This is a genomic window from Rhodosalinus sp. 5P4 (assembly GCF_041365695.1).
GTDB lineage: Bacteria > Pseudomonadota > Alphaproteobacteria > Rhodobacterales > Rhodobacteraceae > Rhodosalinus.
In genome coordinates, this window is record NZ_JBGFSJ010000006.1 from 96,394 (window position 1) to 118,946 (window position 22,553).

Below are 22,553 nucleotides of genomic sequence, written 5' to 3' on the forward strand. Positions count from 1 at the left end.
ACTAAGCCCCATCGGCGCCCTTGATCGCGCGCACCCGCTCCGACAGCCATTCCAGATCGGCATCGCGGATGCCGAGATCGGCCAGATGGGAGGCGGTGTTGTGCAGATACTCGTCATTGGGCCCGCGCCCGCCATGGGCCGCGGCGATGATGTGCGCCTGCTCTTCCATCTCCAGGTGCACATATTGTTCATGCCCGGGATCGATCACGTAGGTCACCGCCTCGACGCGGCGCCCGTCGTCGAGATCGAGGGACAGCCGCGTCTCCAGGTAGGCGGACGACACCAGTTCGCGCCCCCGCAGGTAGTCGAGCGTCGCCACCTCGGTGCCGGGCTCGGGCGCGAGCGCCACGCCGTTGCACGCCGCACCCGCCATCGCGTCGAGCGCCAGCACCAGCCCCGGCGTCTCGGGCGTGCCGCGGTGATGGATCGAACGCATGCAGAAGCTCCGGTGCCAGCCCCGCAACGTGGCCAGCCGGCGCTCCGCCACCGCGAAGCCGGGATTCCACAGCAGCGAGCCGTAACCGAACACCCACATCGTCATGCGTCTGGCCCTTCCATCGACGCAGGGTTAAACACGGGGCCGAAGACTCCGCCAGAGGGGGCGCGACGTGAAACGGATTCTGATCGTGGTGCTGATCGTCGCGCTGGCCGTTCCGGGCTGGTGGTTCGTGGCCGCCGCATCGCTGGAACGGTCCCAGGAAAGCTGGCTGGCCGAGCGCCGGGAGGACGGCTGGCAGGCCGACGCCGAGGTCGAGGTCAGCGGGTTCCCTTCGGGCTACAAGATCACCTACCGCGACATCGTGCTCGCCGATCCCGAGACGGGGCTTTCCTGGCAGGCGCCCCTTTTCACGATCGAGCGCCCGCTCGACACCGGCCGCCGCCTCACCGCGGTCTGGCCCGAGACGCAGCGCTTCGCCACCCCCGAGGGGGGCGTGGCGATGGAAAGCGACGGGATGCGCGCCGAGCTGGCGCTCGGCCCCGCGCCGGAAGAGGTGCTGGACCGCCTCGCGCTCTCGGCCGAGACGCTCCGCGTGGACCCCCGCGGCACGGGCGCCTGGGCGGTGGCCCGGCTCGACGCCTCGGCGGAACGCAGCGAGGCCCCGGCCGAAGCCTACGCCGTGGACATCCGCGCAGCCGGCATCGCCCCGCCGCGTCCGATCCGGGGCCTGCCGGAAACGCTGGAGGCCGTCTCGATGACGGCGGATCTGACCTTCGACCGTCCGTGGAGCATGGCGGCGATCGAGGAGGCGCGCCCGCAGCCGCGGCGCATCGACATCACCCGCGCCGAGGCGCGCTGGGGGGAGCTCGAGCTTCTTGCCGCCGGCCGTCTTGCCGTGGACGCCGACGGCGTGCCCTCGGGCCGGCTGGAAGTGAAGGCGCGCAACTGGCGCGAGATCCTGGCCATGGGCCGGCAGAGCGGCGCGCTGCCCGACGGTCTTTCGCGGCGGATCGAGGACGGGCTCGGCCTGCTGGCGCAGATCTCGGGCAACCGCGAGACGCTCGACGTGCCGCTCAACTTCGAGAACGGGCGCGTCGCGCTGGGTCCTATCCCGCTTGGCCCCGCGCCGCGCCTCGTGTTGCGCTGACGCCGCGCCGGTCCGCGGGCTGGACAAGCACGCGGCGGCCGGCGCAAGGTTTTCACCGAACACCCGGCAGAGCCCGGGGCCGCTCAGCCAGGGAGAGCTTCCATGATCCGCACACGCCCAGCGCTCGCTGCCGCGCTCGCGCTCGCCGCGGCGCCCGCCTTCGCCCAGCGCGCCGACATCACCGTGGCGATGCAGCTCGAGCCGCCGCATCTCGATCCGACCTCGGCGGCGGCCGGCGCGATCGACAACGTGACCTACGCCAACATCTTCGAGGGCCTCACCCGGTTCCGGGAGGATGGCTCGGTGGTGCCGGGCCTCGCGGAGAGCTGGGAGATCTCGGATGACGGGCTCACCTACACCTTCACGCTGCGCGAGGGGGTAAGCTTCCACGACGGCACGGCGATGGACGCCGAGGACGTGAAATTTACGCTGGAGCGCCTTCTCGCGGACGAGTCCACCAACGCGCAGAAGGCCCTCTACGAGGCGATCGACACCGTCGAGGTTCTCGACGCGCTCACCGTGCGGCTGACGCTCTCGCGTCCCGAGGGCAGCCTGCTGTTCAACCTCGCCTGGGGCGACGCGGTGATCGTGGCCCCCGAAAGCGTGGCCGACATAAAAACGAACCCGGTGGGCACCGGCCCCTTCCGCTTCGTGGACTGGGTGCAGGGCGACCGGGTGGAGATCGCCCGCCACGACGGCTACTGGGGCGAGGCGCCCGCGCTGGAGCGCGCCACCTTCAAGTTCATCTCCGACCCGACCGCGGCCTTCGCGGCGATGATGGCCGGCGACATCGACGCCTTCCAGGCCTTCCCAGCGCCCGAGAACCTGCCGCAGTTCGAGGCGGACCCCCGCTTCGAGGTGCTGATCGGCTCCACCGAGGGGGAGACGATCCTGTCCACCAACAACGGCCAGCCGCCCTTCGACGACCTGCGCGTGCGCCGGGCGCTCGCCCACGCCATCGACCGGCAGGAGATCATCGACGGGGCGATGTTCGGCTACGGCACGCCGATAGGCACGCATTTCGCGCCGCACCATCCGGCCTATCTCGATCTCACCGACAACTCGGCCCACGATCCCGGGCGCGCGCGCGCGCTTCTGGCCGAGGCGGGCTACCCGGACGGCTTCACCACCACGCTCAAGCTGCCGCCGCCCTCCTACGCGCGCCGCGGCGGCGAGATCGTGGCGGCGCAGCTGCGCGAGGTGGGCATCGAGACCGAGATCACCAATCTGGAATGGGCCCAGTGGCTCGAGGAGGTTTTCCGCGGCAAGGATTACGGCCTCACCATCGTGAGCCACACCGAGCCCATGGACATCGGCATCTACGCCCGGCCCGACTACTATTTCCAGTACGACAACCCCGACTTCCAGGCGCTCATGGAAGAGCTCAACGCGACGACCGAGCCCGCGCTGCGGGCCGCGCTTCTGAAGGACGCGCAACGGGTCATCGCCGAGGATTTCGTGAACGGCTACCTCTTCCAGCTCGCCTCCACCTCGGTCGTGAAGGCGGGCATCGAGGGGTTCTGGGCGAACGCACCCACCCAGGCGATCGACCTCACCGGCGTCAGCTGGGCCGAGTGACGGCGCCGCCGCCCGCCGCCACGTCTTCCCGGCGGCGGCGGGCGCGCAGGTAGAACTCCACGAGCACGAGGTAGGGCAGGAAGAAGGCCCAGAGCTGCACCCGGTCGAAAAGCCCGGTGAACTGCTCGTTGGAGGCGATCCCGCCGGTCGCCATGTACCAGAGCCCGTAATGCACGCGGTAGATCCACGACCCGATCGCCAGCACGAAGAGGCGGAGCGCCCAGTCCCGGTGCAGATCGAAGCGCCGGGCGCGGGCGTGGCGCGCGGTCTGCACGGCGGCCAGCAGCATGAGCGCGCCATAGGTGGCGAAGGCCGCGTCCATCATCGGCCCGCCCACCGTGCCGCGCGCGGCGATGTAGAAAAGCCCCGCGAGCGCCGCCGCGCCGGCGGCCACGGCCAGCACGCGCCCCGACCAGCGGTGCAGCGCGGGCCAGCGCCGGCGGACCGGCCCGACAAGCTGAAGCGGCGCCAGCACCGTGATCGCGGCGCCCGTCACCATGTGAAGCGCGATCGCCGCCGACGCCGCGCCGCCCGCGGGCGGAAAGAGATGCGAGGGCTCGTCGAGCATGCCCGCCATCCCACGCCCGGCGAGATCGACCGAGTGCAGCACGAAGGGCAGCGCGAAAAGCGCGAGCAGCCCCAGAAGCCCGATCTGCACGGGTTCGATCCGTCTGCGGTGCGCGCTCATCGCCGGCCTCCACCCTTGCCCTGCCTTTCAAAGGATATCGCGCCTGCCGCGCGCTTCCAGCCCGCGCGCCGCGGATCCGCTCTGGACCGGCCCCGCCGGCGACCCTAACGTCCGGCCATGCTGCGCTACACGCTTCGAAGGCTCGTCTCGCTCCTCGTCTCGCTCGTCGTGGCGAGTCTCGTGATCTTCGTGGTGGTGGAGGTCGCGCCGGGCGATCCCGCGAGCTTCATGCTGGGGATCAATGCAGCCCCCGAGACGGTGGCCGCGCTGCGCTCCGAACTCGGGCTCGACCAGCCGAAATGGCAGAGATACCTCGGCTGGGTGGGCGGCATGCTAACCGGGGATTTCGGTACCTCCTACACCTACCGCGCGCCCGTGGGCGAGATGATCGCCGACCGGCTCTGGGTGTCGCTGCCGCTCGCGCTCTACGCGCTCGCACTCTCGACCCTCATTGCCTTCCCAGCCGGGATCTACGCCGCCGCGCGGCGCGGCCGGCCGGGCGATCTGGCCGTGATGGGGCTCACCCAGCTCGGCGTGGCGGTGCCGAACTTCTGGTTCGCGATGATGCTGGTCCTCCTCTTCGCGATCACGCTGGGCTGGGTCGGCGCGGGCGGCTTCCCGGGATGGGAGGCCGGCGTCTGGGCCGGGATGAAGGCGCTGACGCTGCCCGCGATCAGCCTGGCGTTGCCGCAGGCGGCGATCCTCGCCCGGGTGATGCGCTCCTCCCTGCTCGACATCCTGGGCGAGGACTTCATCCGCACCGCCCGCGCCAAGGGGCTCAGCCGCGGCCAGGCGCTCTGGCGGCACGGGCTGCGCAACGCGCTCATCCCCGTGCTCACGATCCTGGGGCTGCAATTCGCCTTCCTGCTCGCCGGCGGGATCATCATCGAGCAGGTCTTCTACCTGCCCGGGCTCGGGCGGCTCATCTTCCAGGCGATCTCCGCGCGCGACCTCATCGTGGTGGAATCGGTGGTGATGCTGCTCGTCTTCGCCGTGATCCTGGTGAACTTCCTCGTGGACCTCGCCTATGCCGCGGTGGACCCGCGCCTCCGGAGGCGGGCATGACCGGGGCGGACCGCAAGCTTTTCCTGGGCGGAGCGCTCACGCTGCTCTTCGTGGCCGCGGCGCTTCTCTCCTTCGTCTGGACGCCCGAGGACGTGACGCGGATGAACATCGCCGGGCGGCTCCGGCCGCCCTCGGCCGCGAACTGGCTCGGCACCGATCATTTCGGCCGCGACATGCTCTCGATGATCATGGTGGGCGCGCGCACCTCGCTCGCCGTGGCGCTTCTTGCCGTGGGCATCGGCATGGGGATCGGCGTGCCGCTCGGCCTCGCCGCGGCGGCGCGCCGGGGCGGCTGGCTCGACGAGATCATCATGCGCGCCAACGACCTCGTCTTCGCCTTCCCGAGCCTCGTGATCGCGATCCTCATCACCGCGGTCTTCGGCCCCTCGGCGGTCAACGCCATCGTCGCCATCGGCATCTTCAACATCCCCGTCTTCGCGCGCCTCACCCGCGGCGCGGCGCTCTCGCTCTGGCAGCGCGAGTTCGTCATGGCCGCCCGCGTGGCCGGCAAGTCGACCGCCCGGATCAGCGCCGAGCACATCCTGCCCAACGTCACGAACCTTCTCATCGTGCAGGGCACGATCCAGTTCTCGCTCGGCATCCTCGCCGAGGCGGGGCTCTCCTATGTCGGGCTCGGCGCGCAGCCGCCCACGCCCTCCTGGGGGCGGATGCTCGCCGACGCCCAGACCATGGTGAGCCTCGCGCCCCATGTCGCGCTGATCCCCGGCCTCGCAATCGTGTTCACCGTGCTCGGCCTCAACCTCATGGGCGACGGGCTGCGCGACCGGCTCGACCCGCGGCTCCGGGTGGCGCGCGCATGACGCTGCTGCAGATCGAAGGGCTGAACCTGTCCGTGGGCGGCGCGCCGATCCTGCGCGAAGTCTCGCTCTCCATCGCGGCGGGCGAGATCCTCGCCGTCACCGGCGAAAGCGGATCGGGCAAGTCGCTCACCGCGCTCTCGGTGATGGGTCTCTTGCCGGGCAACGCCAGCGTCGCGGGGGCGATCCGCCTGGAGGGGCGCGACCTTCTCGGCCTTTCCGAGCGCGAGATGTGCGCCGTGCGCGGCCGCGACGTGGGCATGGTGTTCCAGGAACCGATGACGGCGCTCAACCCGGTGCAGAGCATCGGGGACCAGGTGGCCGAAACGATCCTCGTTCACGAGCGCGCGCCTCGGGCCGAGGCCATGGCGCGCGCCCGCGCCATGCTCGACCGAGTGGGCCTGCCGGCCGGGCGCTTCCCGCTCTCGCGCTACCCGCACGAGCTTTCGGGCGGGCAGCGCCAGCGCGTCGGCATCGCAATGGCCATCGCGCTCCGGCCGCGGTTGCTGATCGCGGACGAGCCCACCACCGCGCTCGACGTCACCACCCAGGCGCAGATCCTCGCGCTTCTGAAGGAACTCGCCCGGGATTTCGGCATGGGGCTCATGATGATCACCCACGACCTCGCCGTGGTGAGCGACATGGCCGACCGCATCGCCGTGATGCGCGACGGCGAGGTGGTGGAGACGGGTGAGACGCGCCGGCTCTTCGCCGCCATGCGCCACCCCTACACCCGCGCGCTCTTCGAGGCCTCGGGCCACAGGGTGACCCTCCCGCCGCGCCACGTCACGGGCGGGACGCTTCTGGAGGTGCGGGGGGTCAGCCGCGACTACCCGCTCCCGCGCGAGGGCCTGTTCGCGCCGCGCCGGCACCACCGCGCGGTGAACCGCGTGAGCCTGTCCATCGGCCGGGGAGAGCGCGTGGGCCTCGTGGGCGAGTCGGGTTGCGGCAAGTCCACCCTCACCCGCGCGATCCTCGGCCTCGAGGAGGTGCAGGAAGGCGAGATCCGCATGGAGGGCGCCCCGGTCTTCACCGGCCACCGCCCCAACCCGGAGGTCCGCCGGAAGATGCAGGTGGTCTTCCAGGACCCCTATGGCAGCTTCAACCCCCGTCATCGCGTGGCGCGGCTCGTCACCGAACCCTTCCACCTGCTCGACGCCCCGCCCCGCGGCGCGGCGCGGAACCGCGCGGTGGCCGAGGCGCTCGAGGCGGTGGGCCTCTCGGCCCGGGACGCGACCAAGTTCATCCACGAGTTCTCGGGCGGCCAGCGCCAGCGCATCGCCATAGCGCGCGCCCTCGTCATCCGCCCCGAGCTCATCGTCTTCGACGAGGCGGTCTCAGCGCTCGACGTCTCGGTGCGCGCCCAGATCCTGGACCTCATCGCGCGGCTCTCGGGCGAGTTGAGCCTCTCCTATCTCTTCATCAGCCACGACCTGACTGTTGTGCGCCGCATCACCGAGCGGGTCCTCGTCATGCGCGCGGGCGAGATCGTCGAGGAGGGCGAGACCGAGAAGGTCTTCTCCCAGCCCCGCCACCCCTATACGCAGGAGCTGATCGCCGCCGCGCCGCGCCTGCCCGCGCCGCCATCCGCCACGGAGACGCCCGATGCCGCTTCCTGAGCTGCCCTTCGATCCCGCCCGCTGCCTCGTGGGGGGCGCCTGGATCGCGCCCGAGAGCGGCGCGCGGCTGCTGCTGGAAAACCCCTCCGACGGCGGCGCGCTTGCCGAGATCGCCGGCGGCGGCCCGGCCGAGGTGGACGCCGCCGTCGCCGCCGCGCGCGCCGCGCTTGCCGGCGACTGGGGCGCGGCGGATGCGGCGGCGCGGGGCCGGGCGCTCTCGCGCCTCGGGCGGCTCGTCGAGGAGCATGTAAAGACGCTCGCCCGGCTGGAAGCGCTCGACGTGGGCAAGCCGCTCTCCCAGGCGCGCGCCGACGCCGCCGCGCTCGCGCGCTACATGGAGTTCTACGGCGGCGCGGCCGACAAGCTCATGGGGGCGACGATCCCCTTCCGAGAGGGCTACACCGTCTACACGCTCCGCGAGCCGCATGGCGTCATCGGCCATATAGTGCCCTGGAACTACCCGATGCAGATCATCGGGCGCTCCGTGGGCGCGGCGCTCGCCGCCGGCAACGCCTGCGTTCTGAAACCCGCCGAGGAAGCCTGTATCACCGCGCTCTTCTTCGCCCATCTGGCCGAGCGCGCGGGCCTGCCCGCGGGCGCACTGAACGTGGTGCCCGGCACCGGAGAGGCCGCCGGCGCCGCGCTCGCGGGCCATCCGGGCATCGATCACCTTAGCTTCACCGGCTCGGTGGCAACCGGGCGGAAGGTGCAGGCGGCCGCGGCGGAGAACGTCGTGCCGGTGACGCTGGAGCTTGGCGGGAAATCCCCCCAGATCGTCTTCGCCGACGCGGATGTGGAAGCCGCGCTGCCCTTCCTCGTCGGCGCGGGGATCCAGAACGCGGGGCAGACCTGCTCTGCGGCCTCCCGGATCCTCGTGGAGCGCCCCCGCTATGCCGAGATCGCCGCGCGGATGGCCGAACGCTACGCCGCGCTCGAGGCCGGCCCCGCGCTCGAGGACCGCGCCCTAGGCCCGCTCATCTCGGCCCGGCAGAAGGCGGTCGTGGAGGGCTACCTTGCCGAGGGCGCGGATCTGGCGCGCGCGGGCGAGGGGCGCATCGCCCCGAACGCGCCCGCGGGCGGGCATTACGTGGCGCCCGTCCTCTTCGGCGACGTGCCGCCCGACCACCCCCTCGCGCAGGAGGAGATCTTCGGCCCCGTCCAGTGCCTCATCCCCTTCGACGGCGAGGAGGAGGCCGCCGCCATCGCCAACACCACGGGCTACGGCCTCGTCGCCGGGGTCTGGACCGCGGACGGCGGCCGGCAGATGCGCCTCGCGCGGCGGCTGCGCGCGGGCCAGGTCTTCCTGAACGACTACGGCGCGGGCGGCGGGGTGGAACTGCCCTTCGGCGGCACGGGGCTCTCGGGCCACGGCCGCGAGAAGGGCTTCGAGGCGCTCTTCGGCTTCACCGCGCTCAAGACGGTGGCCGCCCGGCACGGCTAGACCACCGAGACGCGTCCCTCACGCCCAGGACAGCGCGTCCTCCAGCCGGTCGTCGCCCCGGAAAAGCACGTCGCCCACGGTAATGCTCGGCACGCCGAAAAGCCCCCCCGCTCGCTCGGACAGGCCCCCGATCCGAGTGACTTTGAGACGGGAGGCATCGCTCCCCGGGAAGACCCGGAAATCGACCTTGCGCATCGCCCCTCCTTGCGCGTCGCCCGGTTTCCTGCACTCTGTGTTGCAAGGGAGGGACGACCTTGAGACTGGCAGGCAAGACCGCCATCGTCACCGGGGCCGCCTCGGGCTTCGGCGCGGGGATCGCGCGGCGCTTCGCGGCCGAGGGCGCGCGCGTGCTCGTGGCCGATCTCGACGGCGCGGGCGCAAAGGCGATGGCGGCGGAGATCGGGGACGCGGCGCTGCCCTGCCGGGTGGACGTCTCGGACGGCAAGAGCGTGGCCGCGATGGCGAACGCAGCGCAGGCCGCCTTAGGGCGCATCGACATCCTGGTGAACAACGCGGGCGTCACCCATCTGCCCGCGCCCATGGAAGAGGTGAGCGAGGCCGATTTCGACCGCGTCTTCGCCGTGAACTGCAAGTCGGTCTACCTGACCGCGCGCGCGCTCGTCCCGGCGATGAAGGCCCAGGGCGCGGGCGCGATCCTCAACATCGCCTCCACCGCGGGCGTCTCGCCGCGCCCCCGTCTCAACTGGTACAACGCCTCCAAAGGCTGGATGATGACCGCCACGAAGGCCATGGCGATCGAGCTTGCGCCCCACGGCGTCCGCGTGAACGCGCTCAACCCCGTGGCCGGCGAGACGCCGCTTCTCAGGTCCTTCATGGGCGAGGACACGCCGGAGATGCGCGCGCGCTTCCTCGCCACCATCCCGATGGGGCGCTTCTCCACGCCCGGGGACATGGGGGCGGCCGCCGCTTTCCTGTGCTCGGACGAGGCGTCGATGATCACCGGCGTGGCGATGGAGGTGGACGGCGGGCGGTGCATCTGAGCCACGGCCCTTGCGCCCGCGTCTTCTTGGCGGAAATACTCCCGCCGGAGGCCCGCGCGCGCCCGCGGCGCGCGCCACTGAAGGCGCGCGGGCGCAGCCCGCACATTTCGGAGATACGATGGAACCCGGCGCGCGCAACCTGATCACCGACGTCCCCGGTCTCCGGGTGGGCAACGCGCAGGATACCGCGCTGCGGTCAGGCGTGACGGTGCTGACCGCCGACGCGCCGCTCACCGCCTCGGTCGCGGTGATGGGCGGCGCGCCCGGCACGCGCGAGACGGATCTCCTCGCGCCCGACCGCACGGTGCAGGCGGTGGACGCGCTGGTGCTCGCGGGCGGCTCTGCCTTCGGGCTCGCCGCGGCGGACGGAGTCGTGGACGGGCTCCGCGCCGCGGGGCGCGGCTTCGCCGTGGGGCCCGTGCGCGTGCCCATCGTGCCTGCCGCCATCCTTTTCGACCTGCTGAACGGGGGCGACACGGCGTGGGAGGAGAACCCCTACCCGGCGCTCGGGCGCGCCGCCCTCGAGGCCGCCTCGGCCGACTTCGCGCTCGGCACCGCGGGGGCGGGGACCGGCGCGCTCACGGGCATGCTGAAGGGCGGGCTCGGCTCCGCCTCGCTCATGCTCACAAATGGCGTGACCGTGGGCGCACTGGTAGCCGCCAATCCCATCGGCAGCGCCACGACGCCGGGCGAGCGGCATTTCTGGGCCGCGCCCTTCGAGATCGGCGAGGAGTTCGGCGGGCTCGGCCCCGACCCGCGGGCCGGGCTCGGGCGCAGCCTCGAAAGCCGAAAGCACACCGCCTTCGCGGCGCAGGCCGGGGCCAACACCACCATCGCGGTCGTCGCCACCGACGCCGCGCTCACCAAGCCAGAGGCGCATCGCGTGGCGGTGGCCGCCCATGACGGCATCGCCCGCGCCGTGGTGCCCGCGCACACGCCCAACGATGGCGATCTCGTCTTCGCCGTCGCCACGGGCGCGCGCACGCTCAGCGGCCACGGGCCGGGGCTCGCCGAGATCGGCCACGCCGCCGCGCTCTGCCTCGCCCGGGCGATCGCCCGGGCGGTTTACGAGGCGCGGCCCGAGCCGGGCGACCTTCTGCCCGCCTGGCGCGCCGGGAACGCGGCGGGCTGACGTCCGGCCGCGCGCCGCGTCAGCGCCGGGGCCGCCAGTGCGTCGGCACGATGACGAGGGCGCCCACGGAACTCAGGATCGCGTCAACGCCCGGCGGGCCGAAGCTCACGCCGAACATGATCCGCACGAAATAGAACAGGAACGCCCCGCCCACGCAGATGATCACGCTCGGCAGGATGCCGTTCCGGGTAAAGCCCGTCCGCTCGGACAGGTAGCCCACGAGCCCCGCTATGACGACGGTGCCGATCAGTGCCGGGAACATGGCCTAGCCTCCAAGTTGCGTGCCCGCGGGCACCGGCATGCCGCGCAGGAAGGCGTCCGCCTCCTGCGGGCCCCGGCCCTCGCGCTGAAGCCGGGTGATCCGCACGGCGCCGTCGCCGCAGGCCACGGCGAGGCGATCGTCGAGCGCGCGGCCCGGGGCGCCGGCGCCCGCCTCCACACGCGCGCCGAGCAGTTTCACCCGCTCGCCGGCGATCCGCGTCCAGGCGCCCGGGAAGGGCGAAAGGCCGCGGATGCGCCGCGCGACCTCCTCGGCCGGGCGCGTCCAGTCCACCACGGCCTCGGCCTTGTCGATCTTCGACGCGTAGGTAACCCCCGCCTCGGGCTGCGGCTCCGGGGTCAGGGTGTCGAGGCGGTCGAGCGCCTCCACGATCGCCTCCGCGCCGAGCCGGGCGAGACGGTCGTGCAGCGCGCCGGCGGTCTCCTCCGGCCCGATGGGCGTCGCGCGGCGAAGGAGCACCGGCCCGGTGTCGAGCCCCGCCTCCATCTGCATGATGCAGATGCCCGTCTCCTTGTCGCCCTCCATGATCGCGCGCTGGATCGGCGCGGCCCCCCGCCAGCGCGGCAGAAGCGAGGCGTGGATGTTGAGGCATCCCCGCGCGGGGGCCTCCAGGATCGGCCGGGGCAGGATCAGGCCGTAGGCGGCGACGACCGCGACCTCCGGCGCGAGCGCGGCGAAGGCGGCCTGCGCCTCGGCGCTCCGCAGGCTCTCGGGATGGCGGACGGGCAGGCCGAGGCGCTCGGCCAGCGCCTGCACGGGCGAGGGGCGCGGCTTCTTTCCCCGTCCCGCGGGGCGCGGCGGCTGGGTGTAGACGGCGGCGATCTCGTGGCCCGCATCGGCGAGCGCCGAAAGCGCCTCGGCCGCGAAATCCGGCGTGCCCATGAAGACGATCCGCACCGCCCTACCCCGCCTTTTTCGCGCGGCGGAGCAGCATGTCGCGCTTCACGCGGCTCAGCCGGTCGAAATACATGCGCCCGTCGAGATGGTCGATCTGGTGCTGGACCGAGACCGCCCAGAGCCCTTCGAGGTCGCGCCGGTCGATCTGCCCGTGCTCGTTCAGGAAGCGCACGGTGACCGTCGCGGGACGCGTCACCCGCGCCGAGACGCCGGGCAGGCAGGGGCTCGCCTCCTCGTGCTCGGCCAGCTCCGCGGAGGCCTCGAGGATCTCGGGGTTGGCGAGGCGGAGGGCGCGGCCGCGTTCGCGGCTCGCATCCACCACGGCGAGGCGCAGATCGACCCCAAGTTGCGGCGCCGCGAGGCCCACACCCGGCATGGCGTCCATCACCCGGATCATCTCATCCCAGAGGGCAAGGGTCTCGTCGGTCACCGCCTCCACCGCCGGGGCCGGGCGGCGGAGCCGCGGGTCGGGCCAGCGCAGGATCGTCCGCACGCTCACGCGCGGGCCTGCTCGCGCTTCAGCTTGACCATCCTGCGGGTGATCATCTGCCGCTTCATCGGACCGAGATAGTCGATGAAGAGCTTCCCGTTCAGATGGTCGATCTCGTGCTGGAGGCATGTGGCCCAGAGCCCGCCGAAGCCTTCCTCGCGAAGCGCGCCGTCCACGTCCATCCAGCGCACCTGCACCTCGGCCGGGCGGGTCACGTCGGCGAACTGCTCGGGGATCGACAGGCATCCCTCCTCGTAGGTGTTGAGCTCGTCCGAGGCGGCCACGATCTCGGGGTTGAACATCGCCAGCGGACGCGGCTCCTCCCCCTCGCGCTTGGCGCAGTCGAGCACGACAAGCCGTTCGAGCACGCCGACCTGCGGCGCGGCAAGGCCGATGCCGGGCGCGTCGTACATGGTCTCGAGCATGTCCTCGGCCAGCTGCCGGCGCGCGTCGGTGATGTCGTCGACCGCCGCGCTGACCTTCTTGAGGCGCGGGTCGGGGTGGATCAGGATGGGCCGTTTCATGGCCGTTGAGATAAGCGAGCGCGTGACCGTGCGCAACGCCCCCTTGCGCCCCGCGCGCTTTCGTCTAGCGTCGCGCGCCGAACCGGAGGAAGCAGATGGATTTCGACTTCGACGAGGTGATCGAGCGCCGTGGGACCCATTCGCAGAAATGGGACAAGATGGAGCGCCTCTACGGCGTGCCGGCGGAAGACGGGCTGGCGATGTGGGTGGCGGACATGGATTTCCGCCCGCCCCCGGGCGTCACCCGGGCGCTGGCGCGGATGGTAGATCACGGGATCTACGGCTATTTCGGCGACGACTCGGACTATCTCGACGCGATCCGGTGGTGGATGCGGGAACGCCATGGCTGGGATGTCGCGCCCGAGTGGATCTTCACCACCCACGGGCTGGTGAACGGCACGGGCCTTTGCGTCGACGCCTACACGCAACCGGGCGACGCCGTGGTGCTCTTCACCCCCGTCTACCACGCCTTCGCGCGGGTGATCCGCGCCGCCGGGCGCCGCGTCGCGGAATGCGAGATGCCGGTCGAGGACGGGCGCTACGTCCTCGATTTCGACGCCTGGGACGCGCAGATGACGGGCGACGAGCGCATGCTCGTGTTCTGTTCGCCGCACAATCCGGGCGGGCGGGTCTGGAGCGCGGAGGAACTGCGCGGCGTGGCCGAGTTCGCGCGGCGCCACGACCTGATCGTGGTGTCGGACGAGATCCATCACGATCTCGTCTATCCCGGCGCGCCGCGGCACCTGCCCATGACCGTGGCGGCGCCGGATATCCTCGACCGGCTCGTGATGATGACCGCCACCACCAAGACCTTCAACATCGCGGGCGCGCATCTCGGCAACGTCATCGTGCCCGACGAGGCGCTGCGGGCGCGCTTCGCGGCGCGGATGGCCGCGCTCGGGATCAGCCCGAACGCCTTCGGGCTGCACATGGCCACCGCGGCCTATTCGCCGGAGGGCGCAGCCTGGGTGGATGCGCTCATGGCCTATCTCGACGGCAACCGCCGCATCTTCGATGCCGGCATCGCGGAGATCCCGGGGCTCTTTTCCATGCCGCTTGAGGCCACCTATCTGTCATGGGTGGATTTCTCGGGCACCGGGATGCCGGGCGAGGAGATCACGGCCCGCGTCGAGAAGGACGCGCGGATCGCCGCGAATCATGGGCCCACCTTCGGCAAGGGCGGCGAAGGCTGGCTTCGCTTCAACATCGCGACCCCGCGCGCCCGCGTCGAAGAGGCGGTCTCGCGGCTTCGGTCGGCCTTCGCCGACCTTCAGTGACGCCTCAGCCCTCGCGCGCGTCGGCGATCAGCCCGGCGGGCGCGGCCTCGTCCCGAGCGAAGTCGAGCGCCACGCCGCCGGGGGCCGCGATTGGCCGCTTGAACTCGTAGCGGCGCTCGCCCCCCTCCTCGGCGGAGGTCACCACGAGGCACCGCCCGAGATGGCGCGCGCCGTCGTAAAGATCGACGAGGCCGCGCAGACGCGGCGCTTCGCCCGCGTCGAGAACGAACCCGCCCTCCCAGATCCGAAGCACGGCGTGGCTGGCCCCGCCCCCTTCCACCCTGAGGCGGGTGCGGCGGCGCGCGCGCATCGACCGCGCGGCATCGAGACCCGCTTGCAGTTCCGCCGAGACGTAGGTGGACATGATCCGCTCTCCGCTTTCCCTTACGACAAGAAGGTCCGCAAAAAAGATGAAAATCAAGTGAAACCGGGGGCGCGGCGGATGCCGAAGCTGCGCGAGGATGTCGCGTCCGCGCCCCGCGCCGAAGGCTCTGTGCGATGCCGCAGGGCGGGTGCGCACCCTCCGCGCTTTCATGCCGGCGCAGGATGGCTATCTCTGGCTGAAAGAGGAAAGGAAAGCGGCATGGGCCTTCTTGTCGACGGCGAATGGCACGACCGGTGGTACGACACCAGCAAGACGGGGGGCGCCTTCGTGCGCTCCGATTCGAAATTCAGGAACTGGGTCACGCCCGATGGGGCGCCGGGCCCCTCCGGCGAAGGCGGCTTTTCCGCCGAGAGCGGGCGCTACCATCTCTATGTCAGCCTCGCCTGCCCCTGGGCGCACCGGACGCTGATCTTCCGCAAGCTGAAGGGGCTGGAAGACCACATCGGCGTCTCGGTGGTCCATCCCGACATGCTGTCGGACGGCTGGACCTTCGACACGGGCTTTCCCGGCGCGACCGGCGACCGGCTTTACGGCCTGCCCTACGCCCGTGACCTTTACGTGAAGGCGAAGCCGGATGTCAGCGGCCGCGTCACCGTGCCGATCCTGTGGGATCGGCAGAGCGAGACGATCGTTTCTAACGAATCGGCCGAGATCATCCGCATGTTCAATTCCGCCTTCGACGGGATCACCGGGAATGCCGACGATTACTGGCCTGAGGACCTGCGCGAGGCCATCGAGCCCGTGAACGCGCGCATCTACGACACCGTGAACAACGGGGTCTACAAATCCGGCTTCGCGACGACGCAGGACGCCTACGAGGCGGCGGTGCATCCCCTTTTCGAAACGCTCGACTGGATCGAGGACCGCCTCGGCGGCAGCCGTTACCTAATGGACGCGCGTGTCACCGAGGCCGACTGGCGGCTCTTCACCACGCTCATCCGCTTCGATTCGGTGTATCACGGACACTTCAAGTGCAACCGGCGCCGGATCGTGGACTACCCCAATCTCTGGGGCTACACGCGTGAACTCTACCAGTGGCCGGGCGTGGCCGAGACGGTGAACCTCGAGCACATCAAGCGCCACTACCACTACAGCCACGAGACCATCAATCCGCACCGCATCGTGCCCATCGGGCCCGTTCTCGACCTCGAGGCGCCGCACGGGCGCGGCTGACGGGCCGGGGATCAGGGCGGCGGGGATGGCGGGGCGGAGCCGTAATGCTCCACCATCGCCGCAAGGTCCTCGGGCGGGGTCGCACTCTGGATATACGCGCAGGCGTTCGAGCAAAGTCCGAAGATGGAGCCATCGGAGAAGAAGCGCGTGTTGGTAACGAAGATCACCTTGGCGTCCGGGACACGGTAGCTGGCGAAGTCGGCGACGGCGAAGGCGCTGCCCTGGTCGAGCACGAGGTCCAGCACGATCACCTGCCAGTCCGCCTGCTGAAGAAGGGCGATCGCGTCGTCCTCGGCCGCCGCGCGCCCGACCTCCGCGCCCTGTCGGTGCAGGTGGCGTTGCCAGAGTTCGCCCAGATCGGGGTTACTCTCCACGATCAGAACGCGCATGCGAGCCCCCGTTACAACGCCGGGCCCGCGCCTCGCGCCGCCCGCAAACGCCCCTCCCCCTTCTTACCTTAAGTCAAACGCGACGCGCCGGGTGGAATTTCGGACGCTTCCCGGCCCGACCGGCAAGATTCGGCCGGCAGGAGTGGCGCGGGCCAGCCTTGCTCCCCCGGCTGCGCCTGCTAGCCTGCCCCCGTGGAAACCAGTTTAGGGTATCATCATGCGCGGCGCGGCGATCCTATGGGCCTTGCTGATCTTCCTTCACACCGCCGGCGCCGCGACGGCGCAATCCGCGCCCTGCGGCGGCCCGTTCCCGGACTTCGTGGACGGCCTGAAGCGCGACGCCGAGCGCCGCGGCCTCGATCCCGCGACTGTGGCGCGTTTCTTCGCAAATGTCCGCCAGGATCCGGACGTGATCCGCGCCGACCGACGGCAGGGCGTCTTCCAGCTGCCCTTCGTGGAGTTCTCGCGCCGCCTCATCAGCCAGAACCGGATAGAGAACGGACGCCGCAACGCCCAGCGCCATGCCGCGGTCTTCGACAGGATCGAACGCGAGATCGGGGTGCCGCGCGGCATCCTGCTGTCCTTCTGGGCGTTCGAGACCGATTACGGCGCGGTGCAGGGTGATTACAACACGCGCGACGCGCTGGTGACGCTGTCGCACGACTGTCGCCGGCCGGGGCTTTTCCGGCCGCAGGTCTTCGCGGCGATCGAACTCTACGCGCAGGGCGACCTCGATCCCGACGGCACGACGGGCGCCTGGGCGGGCGAGATCGGCATGGTGCAGATGCTGCCGCGGGACATCCTGGAACATGGGACGGACGGCGACGGCGATGGCCGCGTCTCTCTCAAGACCTCGCCGCCCGACGCGCTCCTTTCCGGGGCGAAGATGCTCGAAAGCCTGGGCTGGCGCGCGAACGAGCCCTGGCTGCAGGAGATCACGGTGCCCCGGGGCTTCGACTGGGCGCTTTCGGGGCTGGAGGGCACGCGGCCGGTTTCCGAGTGGGCGGCGCTCGGCGTGCGCGGGCGCACCGGGCCGCTCGGCCCCGGCGCGCTTCAGGCATCGGTGATCGCGCCGCAGGGCCGGCTCGGGCCGACATTCCTCGCCTATCCGAATTTCAATGTGCTTTTCGAGTGGAACCAGAGCTTCGTCTACGTCACGACCGCCGCCTATTTCGCCACCCGGCTCGAGGGCGCGCCGGTCTATGACGCGGGCACGCCGGAACCCGGTCTTTCCGGCGATCGGATGAAGGCGCTTCAGCGCAAGCTCGCCGGGATGGGCTACGACGTGGGCGGGGTGGACGGCATCCTCGGGGCGAAGACGCGGATCGCCGTGCGCGAGGTGCAGGCGCGCCTCGGGCTTCCCGCCGATGGCTGGCCGACGCCCGCGCTGCTGGATCGTCTGTGAGGCGGATTGCAGTCAGCGCGGCGCCCACCTATCTCTGCGGCGTGCCCGTCGGGGCGCATCCCTTCCAGAGGCCGCATGGGCGAGCTTGAGCTTCCCCGAGATCGCGATCCGATCACAATCCGCGAGATCCTCGCGCGGCTCGAGGTGCTCTCGCAGCGTGAGCGCGTGTCGCTGGGCGACATCCTGGAATCCTTCGGCCAGGCGAGTTTCGTTCCGGCGCTGATGCTGCCGGCGCTTCTGGTCTTTTCGCCACTGTCGGGGATTCCGCTCTTCTCGTCGATCTGCGGACTGACGATCGCCGTCGTCTCGGCCCAGATGCTCGTGCGGCGCCGGTATGTCTGGCTGCCGCGAGGGCTGCGCAAGCGCGCGGTGGCCGGCGGCCGCCTGCGTGCCGCGCTTACGCGCATCGCGCGCATCGGGCAATGGATCGACCGGAACACCGGCACCCGGTTGCGGCTGCTGACAGTACAGCCCATGGCAAGCTTGTTCACGCTGATCTGTCTCTGCGCCGGGCTTGCCATGCCGTTCCTGGAGCTTGTGCCGTTTTCCTCCTCCGTCCTCGGCCTGTCGGTGGTCCTGATCTCGGCGGCGTTCCTGACGCGCGACGGGCTTTTCGCGCTCGCCGGGCTCGGCGTCTTCGCCATCGCGCCGATGATCCCGCTGGCGCTGTGGATCGGGCTCGTCTGAGCCTCAGATCCACTTCGCCATCGGCGGCAGGCTCATGAGCACCGCGTTGGCGTCGTGCCCCGTGGCCAGACCGAACTTGGTGCCCCGGTCATAGACGAGGTTGTATTCCGCGTAGAGCCCGCGATGGACAAGCTGCGCCTCCTTGTCCTCCTCGCTCCACGGCATGACGCGGCGGCGCTCGACCAGCGGCACGAAGGCCGGCAGGAAGGCGCGGCCGATGTCCTGCGTCAGCGCGAAATCGGCCTCCCAGTCGCCGGAGTTGCGGTCGTCCATGAAGATTCCGCCTACGCCGCGCGCACGGTTCCGGTGGGGGATGTAGAAATACTCGTCCGCCCAGGCCTTCAGCTCGCCGTAAAGGTCCTCGCCGTGCGGCGCGAGATGCGCCTGCTGCGTGGCGTGGAAGTGCCGGGTATCCTCCGCGTACTCGATGCAGGGATTGAGGTCCGACCCGCCGCCGAACCACCAGGCGCCCGGCGTCCAGAACATCCGCGTGTTCATGTGCACCGCCGGAACATGCGGGTTCTGCATGTGGGCCACAAGGCTGATCCCGGACGCCCAGAAACGCGGATCGCTGTCCATGCCCGGCACACCCCGGGCCGCCATCGCCTTCTGTGCGGCCGGCCCCAGGGTGCCGTAGACGGTGGAGACGTTGACACCGACCTTCTCGAAGACGCGACCGCCCCGCATCACGCTCATCAGGCCCCCGCCCGCGTCCGAGCCATCCTCCGAGGAGCGCCGCGTCTCGGTCACCTCGAAGCGCGCGGGCGCGGCGTCGGAGAGCGGCCCGGTGTCGTGGCTCGCCTCGAGCCCCTCGAACGCGGCGACGATCTCGTCGCGCAGGTCACGGAACCAGGCGCTCGCGCGGCCCTTCTCGCTTTCCATCATGGCGGTCATTCCCGGCCCTCTTCCCCGTGTCGCCGCAAAGACGTAGCAGCGCCCGCGCGGCTTGGCCAGAACCGGGATGCCGCCCTGATCGCCGCTCGCGCGCCCGGGCGTTGCGCGGACCGCCGTGCCGGCCTATCGTTCCGAAATGCGGTTCGTGCTGATCTTCCTCGTCGCGCTCGTGACGCTTTCGGCCTGCACGCAGCGCGACATCTGCATCTCGCAGGCGACGCGCGATCTTCGCGTGCTCGATGGGCTGATCGCCGAGACGCGCGCGACGCTCCGCCGCGGCTACGCGGTCGAGGAGCGTGTGATCGAAACCACGCGCACACGCGGATGCCGCCTGGCCGACGGCACGGTCGGCGTATGCACTGTCGAGGTGCCGACGACGGTGCGGACCCCGGTCGCCGTCGATCTCGACGCGGAGCGGCGCAAGCTCGACTCGATGCTGGCACGGCGCGAGGGGCTTGTCCGGGAAACCGAGGCGGCGGTGCGCGCCTGCCAGGCCGCCTACCCAGAGGGCTAGGCGGCTTCGGCGCTAGTGAAGGTGTCGCGCCGAAGGCGCGCCAGTTGGATCAAATCAGGCCGAAGGCGCGCCAGTTGGGTCAAATCAGGCCGAAGGCGCATCAGCCCGGGCAACGCCCCCTTGACGGGATCCGATCGGGGCGGCCCGGCGGGGGCCTCGTCAATGCGCCGGGGCCGCCACCGGGTCGAGCAGCGTGCGCCCGCCATCCACCGTCATGATCTGCCCGGTCACGAAGCCCGCCCCCTCGGAGGCCAGGAACTGCACGGCTTCGGCAAGCTCGCCCGGTGCGGCGATCCGGGACAGGGGCGTGTGGTCCTCGATGTCCTCGCGATATTCCGCGTTCTGCTGCAAGGCGCCCTTCAGGCTCGCCGACATGACCGAGCCGAAGGCGACCGCGTTCACCCGGATGCGGTATGGCGCGAGCGCCACGGCAAGCGACCGGGTCAGCTGGTCCAGCGCGGCGCTCGATACCGAATAGGCCATGAGGTCGGGATGCGTGCGGCGTGCGGCGATCGAGGACAGGTTCACGATGCTGCCCACCTGCCCGCTCTCCTGGCCTTCCGCCTGCTTGATCATGCGCCGCGCCACGCACTGGCTGAGGCGAAGGCTTGTCATCAGGTTCTGGTTGAGGAGTTTCTCGACAGACGTGTCCTCGGGGTCCAGCGGGTCGGAGGCCATCATCTGCCGCGAGCCGTTCACCAGGATGTCCACCCGGTCGAAGCTGTCGAGCGTGGCCGACAGCAGGTTGGCGATGGCCAGGCGCTCTCGCAGGTCGCCCGCGAAGTATCGGACGTTGCCGTCCTCCGCCGTCCCGCCCAGCTCGTGGGCGAGACGCGCCTCGTCGATGTCGGCGAACATCACGTTCGCGCCCCGGTCGGCGAAATGCCGCCCGATCGCAAGACCGATGCCGTTGGCGGCGCCAGTGACGATGGCGGTCTTGCCTTCGATGGAAAAGGACATGGGAAAAGGCTCCTGGGGGGATCAGCGGAGGCGGCGCGGGCGCGCGGCCTCAAGGATCTTGAAACGCGCGTCGCCGCCGGTCTCGGCCGTCTGCGCGAAACACTCCGTCAGGGCGGTCTCATAGGGCAAGTGGCGATTGGCGACAAGCCAGAGCCGTCCGGAGGGCGCGAGGCAGGCCGCGGAGGCGGCGATGAAGGCGCGCCCGAGCGACGGGTCTGCGGCGCGACCGCCGTGGAAGGGCGGGTTCATCACGATGCCGCCAAGGGGCGCTTCGGGACGCCAGCGGGTGGCGTCGGCCCAGTGAAAGCGCGCTCGGGGATCGCGGATGTTCTCTCGCGCGCAGGTCAGTGCCAGATGGTCCGCTTCGACGAGGTCGATCGCCTCCACCCCGTCGCGGCTCAGCGCCGCGGCGGCGAGCCAGCCCCACCCCGCCCCGAGATCGGCGAGATGCGATGGCAGGCGTGCGGGCAGCGCCTGCGCGAGCAGCACCGAGCCCGGGTCCGGCCCATCGGCGGAAAAGACCCCCGGCGCGGTGACGAAGCCGCCTTCCACCTGCTCTCTCGGCGGTGCCCGCCAGTCCGAAAGCGCCCCCGTCGCGGAAAACCAGTAAAGCTTGCCGTGCGCCTTGTTGATCGGCCCGGCCACGGCCACCCGCGTCCTGAGCGCGCGAAGCAGCGCGTCGGCACCGTCGGTCTTCTGGCCGTCGACGACCACCAGGCCGCCGCGCGCCACCAGCAATTCGGCGCGTGCCACGGCGTCGCGCCCCTCCGAGCGCGCGCGCGGCAGGACCACGATCGCCGCAGCGTAACGCCCCTCGGCCTCCTCGGGCGGCTCTGGCGCCGTGTTCCAGCCCCCCACGGCAAAGGCGTCGTGGTCGGGCCGGAAGCGCTGGATCACATCCACACGGTCCCGGTCCAGCGCCGAGAGATCCATGCCGGCACGCGGACCCAGCACGACGATCCGCCCATCGGAGGTCAGCTCCAGTCCGCCGCCGAGGGCCAGGCTCAGGCGCGATGCGCCCATCCCGGGCGGCCTATTCCTTTTCCATGGTGCACTGCAGCGGGTGCTGATGCCGGCGGGCGAAGTCCATGACCTGCGCCACCTTCGTCTCGGCGATCTCGTGGCTGAAGACGCCGACGACGGCGACGCCCTTCTTGTGAACCGTGAGCATGATCTCGAAGGCCTGGGCGTGGCTCATGCCGAAGAAGCGTTCGAGCACGTGCACGACGAATTCCATCGGCGTGTAGTCGTCATTCAGCAGCAGGACCTTGTAGAGCGGCGGGCGTTTCGTCTTGGGCTTGGCCTCGACGACGACGTCCGAGCCCGTGCCACCCCCGTCGGGGCGGTCGGACTGCAGCGTCCATGTCCGGGCGGGCGTGTTCATCGTGTCGCTTCGCGTCATCGTTTCCGACCCGGTTATATAAGTGACCGGGGCGCACTGAAAAGGGGGCGTCCGGTCGGCAGCATCATGGTTTCCGGCCAGAAGGGTCCCCGCCGTTGCAGGGCATGTCCGGCGCCGCGCCCGGTTCATGCCAGGCCCGGGGCCTCGCGCTTCGCGTCTGTCTGCATGACGGCGCCGGGAAAACGGCCGCGACATGCGGGGCGATTGGTCGCGGTCGCCGCTTCGACCCGCCATGCGATGGACCGGGGGAAAGGTATTGCGCCCTCGCAACGCGCAGGCCCCACATCTTGGGACGCCCTGCGTCCCTTCAGGCCGAAAAATCGTTCCTATGTCGTGCTTTATTCGCCG

Annotated in this window: 26 protein-coding genes; 13 read left to right on the forward strand and 13 right to left on the reverse strand. The window is 70.8% G+C overall.

The window, feature by feature from the left end:
• Position 1: 1 nt before the first annotated feature.
• Positions 2–541, reverse strand: coding sequence for a gamma-glutamylcyclotransferase (locus AB6A69_RS12785; protein WP_371061056.1), 540 nt, complete (start codon positions 539–541; stop codon positions 2–4).
• A 67-nt stretch (positions 542–608) separates the two neighbouring features.
• On the opposite strand from AB6A69_RS12785, the gene AB6A69_RS12790 reads away from it, so the two are divergent.
• Together AB6A69_RS12790 and AB6A69_RS12795 are read left to right on the forward strand one after the other, a co-directional pair.
• Positions 609–1,586 (forward strand): DUF2125 domain-containing protein, encoded by a 978-nt coding sequence (locus tag AB6A69_RS12790; RefSeq protein WP_371061057.1) that lies wholly within the window; start codon positions 609–611, stop codon positions 1,584–1,586.
• 102 nt (positions 1,587–1,688) lie between these two features.
• A complete protein-coding gene (locus tag AB6A69_RS12795) occupies positions 1,689–3,164 on the forward strand; it encodes an ABC transporter substrate-binding protein (protein WP_371061058.1) in 1,476 nt (491 codons plus the stop codon).
• Here AB6A69_RS12795 and AB6A69_RS12800 read toward each other — a convergent pair.
• Entirely contained in the window at positions 3,148–3,852 is a 705-nt protein-coding gene (locus tag AB6A69_RS12800) for a DUF2306 domain-containing protein (protein ID WP_371061059.1), read from the reverse strand. The genes AB6A69_RS12795 and AB6A69_RS12800 overlap by 17 nt on opposite strands.
• Before the next feature lie 117 nt (positions 3,853–3,969).
• On the opposite strand from AB6A69_RS12800, the gene AB6A69_RS12805 reads away from it, so the two are divergent.
• The 4 genes from AB6A69_RS12805 to AB6A69_RS12820 are packed head-to-tail and all read left to right on the forward strand — an operon-like array spanning position 3,970 to position 8,795.
• Positions 3,970–4,917, forward strand: coding sequence for an ABC transporter permease (locus AB6A69_RS12805; RefSeq protein WP_371061060.1), 948 nt, complete (start codon positions 3,970–3,972; stop codon positions 4,915–4,917).
• The gene (locus AB6A69_RS12810) at positions 4,914–5,738 is read left to right on the forward strand and encodes an ABC transporter permease (protein WP_371061061.1); all 825 of its coding nucleotides are present in this window, start codon (positions 4,914–4,916) and stop codon (positions 5,736–5,738) included. Before AB6A69_RS12805 ends, AB6A69_RS12810 begins: the two co-directional genes overlap by 4 nt.
• The gene (locus AB6A69_RS12815; RefSeq protein WP_371061062.1) at positions 5,735–7,354 is read left to right on the forward strand and encodes an ABC transporter ATP-binding protein; all 1,620 of its coding nucleotides are present in this window, start codon (positions 5,735–5,737) and stop codon (positions 7,352–7,354) included. The genes AB6A69_RS12810 and AB6A69_RS12815 overlap by 4 nt, the downstream gene beginning before the upstream one ends.
• The gene (locus tag AB6A69_RS12820; protein ID WP_371061063.1) at positions 7,341–8,795 is read left to right on the forward strand and encodes an aldehyde dehydrogenase family protein; all 1,455 of its coding nucleotides are present in this window, start codon (positions 7,341–7,343) and stop codon (positions 8,793–8,795) included. The genes AB6A69_RS12815 and AB6A69_RS12820 overlap by 14 nt, the downstream gene beginning before the upstream one ends.
• 18 nt (positions 8,796–8,813) lie before the next feature.
• Here the strand turns inward: AB6A69_RS12820 and AB6A69_RS12825 are convergent, their stop codons facing one another.
• Positions 8,814–8,990, reverse strand: coding sequence for a hypothetical protein (locus AB6A69_RS12825; RefSeq protein ID WP_371061064.1), 177 nt, complete (start codon positions 8,988–8,990; stop codon positions 8,814–8,816).
• A gap of 59 nt (positions 8,991–9,049) precedes the next feature.
• On the opposite strand from AB6A69_RS12825, the gene AB6A69_RS12830 reads away from it, so the two are divergent.
• Both AB6A69_RS12830 and AB6A69_RS12835 read left to right on the forward strand, forming a co-directional pair.
• The gene (locus AB6A69_RS12830) at positions 9,050–9,796 is read left to right on the forward strand and encodes an SDR family oxidoreductase (RefSeq protein ID WP_371061065.1); all 747 of its coding nucleotides are present in this window, start codon (positions 9,050–9,052) and stop codon (positions 9,794–9,796) included.
• Positions 9,797–9,914: 118 nt separating this feature from the next.
• A complete protein-coding gene (locus AB6A69_RS12835; protein WP_371061066.1) occupies positions 9,915–10,928 on the forward strand; it encodes a P1 family peptidase in 1,014 nt (337 codons plus the stop codon).
• A gap of 19 nt (positions 10,929–10,947) precedes the next feature.
• Here AB6A69_RS12835 and AB6A69_RS12840 read toward each other — a convergent pair whose 3' ends face one another.
• From AB6A69_RS12840 to def (AB6A69_RS12855), 4 genes are read right to left on the reverse strand one after another with little or no spacing between them, the layout of a single operon-like run.
• Entirely contained in the window at positions 10,948–11,190 is a 243-nt protein-coding gene (locus AB6A69_RS12840) for a hypothetical protein (RefSeq protein WP_371038198.1), read from the reverse strand.
• Positions 11,191–11,193: 3 nt separating this feature from the next.
• Complete coding sequence (gene fmt / locus AB6A69_RS12845; protein WP_371061067.1) at positions 11,194–12,105, reverse strand: methionyl-tRNA formyltransferase; 912 nt, start codon at positions 12,103–12,105, stop codon at positions 11,194–11,196.
• Between the two features lie 4 nt (positions 12,106–12,109).
• Positions 12,110–12,604 carry a peptide deformylase gene (gene def, locus AB6A69_RS12850; protein WP_371061068.1) on the reverse strand — a complete coding sequence of 165 codons (495 nt, stop codon included), beginning with the start codon at positions 12,602–12,604 and terminating at the stop codon, positions 12,110–12,112.
• A complete protein-coding gene (gene def / locus AB6A69_RS12855) occupies positions 12,601–13,119 on the reverse strand; it encodes a peptide deformylase (RefSeq protein WP_371061069.1) in 519 nt (172 codons plus the stop codon). The genes def (AB6A69_RS12850) and def (AB6A69_RS12855) overlap by 4 nt, the downstream gene beginning before the upstream one ends.
• Positions 13,120–13,214: 95 nt before the next feature.
• Here def (AB6A69_RS12855) and AB6A69_RS12860 point away from each other — a divergent pair, with 95 nt between their 5' ends.
• Entirely contained in the window at positions 13,215–14,396 is a 1,182-nt protein-coding gene (locus AB6A69_RS12860; RefSeq protein WP_371061070.1) for a MalY/PatB family protein, read from the forward strand.
• Positions 14,397–14,400: 4 nt separating this feature from the next.
• On the opposite strand, the gene AB6A69_RS12865 is transcribed toward AB6A69_RS12860, so the two are convergent.
• On the reverse strand, positions 14,401–14,760 hold the full coding sequence (locus AB6A69_RS12865) for a hypothetical protein (RefSeq protein ID WP_371038193.1): 360 nt from the start codon (positions 14,758–14,760) through the stop codon (positions 14,401–14,403).
• A gap of 219 nt (positions 14,761–14,979) precedes the next feature.
• Here AB6A69_RS12865 and AB6A69_RS12870 point away from each other — a divergent pair, with 219 nt between their 5' ends.
• The gene (locus AB6A69_RS12870; RefSeq protein WP_371061071.1) at positions 14,980–15,954 is read left to right on the forward strand and encodes a glutathione S-transferase family protein; all 975 of its coding nucleotides are present in this window, start codon (positions 14,980–14,982) and stop codon (positions 15,952–15,954) included.
• A gap of 11 nt (positions 15,955–15,965) precedes the next feature.
• On the opposite strand, the gene AB6A69_RS12875 is transcribed toward AB6A69_RS12870, so the two are convergent.
• Entirely contained in the window at positions 15,966–16,343 is a 378-nt protein-coding gene (locus AB6A69_RS12875) for a response regulator transcription factor (protein ID WP_371061072.1), read from the reverse strand.
• Positions 16,344–16,560: 217 nt separating this feature from the next.
• Between AB6A69_RS12875 and AB6A69_RS12880 the strand changes: the two genes are divergently transcribed.
• Both AB6A69_RS12880 and AB6A69_RS12885 read left to right on the forward strand, forming a co-directional pair.
• Positions 16,561–17,748 carry a lytic murein transglycosylase gene (locus AB6A69_RS12880; RefSeq protein ID WP_371061073.1) on the forward strand — a complete coding sequence of 396 codons (1,188 nt, stop codon included), beginning with the start codon at positions 16,561–16,563 and terminating at the stop codon, positions 17,746–17,748.
• 75 nt (positions 17,749–17,823) lie between these two features.
• On the forward strand, positions 17,824–18,435 hold the full coding sequence (locus AB6A69_RS12885) for an exopolysaccharide biosynthesis protein (protein ID WP_371061074.1): 612 nt from the start codon (positions 17,824–17,826) through the stop codon (positions 18,433–18,435).
• Between the two features lie 3 nt (positions 18,436–18,438).
• Here the strand turns inward: AB6A69_RS12885 and hemF are convergent, their stop codons facing one another.
• Positions 18,439–19,320, reverse strand: a complete 882-nt coding sequence (gene hemF, locus AB6A69_RS12890; protein ID WP_371061147.1) for an oxygen-dependent coproporphyrinogen oxidase — start codon at positions 19,318–19,320, stop codon at positions 18,439–18,441.
• 145 nt (positions 19,321–19,465) lie between these two features.
• Here hemF and AB6A69_RS12895 point away from each other — a divergent pair, with 145 nt between their 5' ends.
• Complete coding sequence (locus AB6A69_RS12895; protein ID WP_371038188.1) at positions 19,466–19,843, forward strand: hypothetical protein; 378 nt, start codon at positions 19,466–19,468, stop codon at positions 19,841–19,843.
• A 159-nt stretch (positions 19,844–20,002) separates the two neighbouring features.
• Here AB6A69_RS12895 and AB6A69_RS12900 read toward each other — a convergent pair whose 3' ends face one another.
• The 3 genes from AB6A69_RS12900 to clpS are packed head-to-tail and all read right to left on the reverse strand — an operon-like array spanning position 20,003 to position 22,187.
• The gene (locus AB6A69_RS12900) at positions 20,003–20,803 is read right to left on the reverse strand and encodes an SDR family NAD(P)-dependent oxidoreductase (RefSeq protein WP_371038187.1); all 801 of its coding nucleotides are present in this window, start codon (positions 20,801–20,803) and stop codon (positions 20,003–20,005) included.
• A gap of 21 nt (positions 20,804–20,824) precedes the next feature.
• Entirely contained in the window at positions 20,825–21,826 is a 1,002-nt protein-coding gene (locus AB6A69_RS12905) for a class I SAM-dependent methyltransferase (protein WP_371061075.1), read from the reverse strand.
• A 10-nt stretch (positions 21,827–21,836) separates the two neighbouring features.
• A complete protein-coding gene (gene clpS, locus AB6A69_RS12910; RefSeq protein ID WP_371038301.1) occupies positions 21,837–22,187 on the reverse strand; it encodes an ATP-dependent Clp protease adapter ClpS in 351 nt (116 codons plus the stop codon).
• Positions 22,188–22,553: the final 366 nt, after the last annotated feature.

Coding starts and splice junctions, on each gene's coding strand:
- AB6A69_RS12825 (WP_371061064.1), bottom strand. CDS start 8,990: ATGCGCAAGGTCGATTTCCGGGTCTTCCCGGGGAGCGATGCCTCCCGT.
- AB6A69_RS12820 (WP_371061063.1), top strand. CDS start 7,341: ATGCCGCTTCCTGAGCTGCCCTTCGATCCCGCCCGCTGCCTCGTGGGG.
- AB6A69_RS12810 (WP_371061061.1), top strand. CDS start 4,914: ATGACCGGGGCGGACCGCAAGCTTTTCCTGGGCGGAGCGCTCACGCTG.
- AB6A69_RS12800 (WP_371061059.1), bottom strand. CDS start 3,852: ATGAGCGCGCACCGCAGACGGATCGAACCCGTGCAGATCGGGCTTCTG.
- AB6A69_RS12895 (WP_371038188.1), top strand. CDS start 19,466: ATGCGGTTCGTGCTGATCTTCCTCGTCGCGCTCGTGACGCTTTCGGCC.
- AB6A69_RS12865 (WP_371038193.1), bottom strand. CDS start 14,760: ATGTCCACCTACGTCTCGGCGGAACTGCAAGCGGGTCTCGATGCCGCG.
- AB6A69_RS12900 (WP_371038187.1), bottom strand. CDS start 20,803: ATGTCCTTTTCCATCGAAGGCAAGACCGCCATCGTCACTGGCGCCGCC.
- AB6A69_RS12905 (WP_371061075.1), bottom strand. CDS start 21,826: ATGGGCGCATCGCGCCTGAGCCTGGCCCTCGGCGGCGGACTGGAGCTG.
- AB6A69_RS12870 (WP_371061071.1), top strand. CDS start 14,980: ATGGGCCTTCTTGTCGACGGCGAATGGCACGACCGGTGGTACGACACC.
- AB6A69_RS12840 (WP_371038198.1), bottom strand. CDS start 11,190: ATGTTCCCGGCACTGATCGGCACCGTCGTCATAGCGGGGCTCGTGGGC.
- AB6A69_RS12795 (WP_371061058.1), top strand. CDS start 1,689: ATGATCCGCACACGCCCAGCGCTCGCTGCCGCGCTCGCGCTCGCCGCG.
- clpS (WP_371038301.1), bottom strand. CDS start 22,187: ATGAACACGCCCGCCCGGACATGGACGCTGCAGTCCGACCGCCCCGAC.
- hemF (WP_371061147.1), bottom strand. CDS start 19,320: ATGATGGAAAGCGAGAAGGGCCGCGCGAGCGCCTGGTTCCGTGACCTG.
- AB6A69_RS12875 (WP_371061072.1), bottom strand. CDS start 16,343: ATGCGCGTTCTGATCGTGGAGAGTAACCCCGATCTGGGCGAACTCTGG.
- AB6A69_RS12815 (WP_371061062.1), top strand. CDS start 5,735: ATGACGCTGCTGCAGATCGAAGGGCTGAACCTGTCCGTGGGCGGCGCG.
- AB6A69_RS12785 (WP_371061056.1), bottom strand. CDS start 541: ATGACGATGTGGGTGTTCGGTTACGGCTCGCTGCTGTGGAATCCCGGC.
- AB6A69_RS12885 (WP_371061074.1), top strand. CDS start 17,824: ATGGGCGAGCTTGAGCTTCCCCGAGATCGCGATCCGATCACAATCCGC.
- def (WP_371061069.1), bottom strand. CDS start 13,119: ATGAAACGGCCCATCCTGATCCACCCCGACCCGCGCCTCAAGAAGGTC.
- AB6A69_RS12860 (WP_371061070.1), top strand. CDS start 13,215: ATGGATTTCGACTTCGACGAGGTGATCGAGCGCCGTGGGACCCATTCG.
- AB6A69_RS12805 (WP_371061060.1), top strand. CDS start 3,970: ATGCTGCGCTACACGCTTCGAAGGCTCGTCTCGCTCCTCGTCTCGCTC.
- AB6A69_RS12880 (WP_371061073.1), top strand. CDS start 16,561: ATGCGCGGCGCGGCGATCCTATGGGCCTTGCTGATCTTCCTTCACACC.
- AB6A69_RS12835 (WP_371061066.1), top strand. CDS start 9,915: ATGGAACCCGGCGCGCGCAACCTGATCACCGACGTCCCCGGTCTCCGG.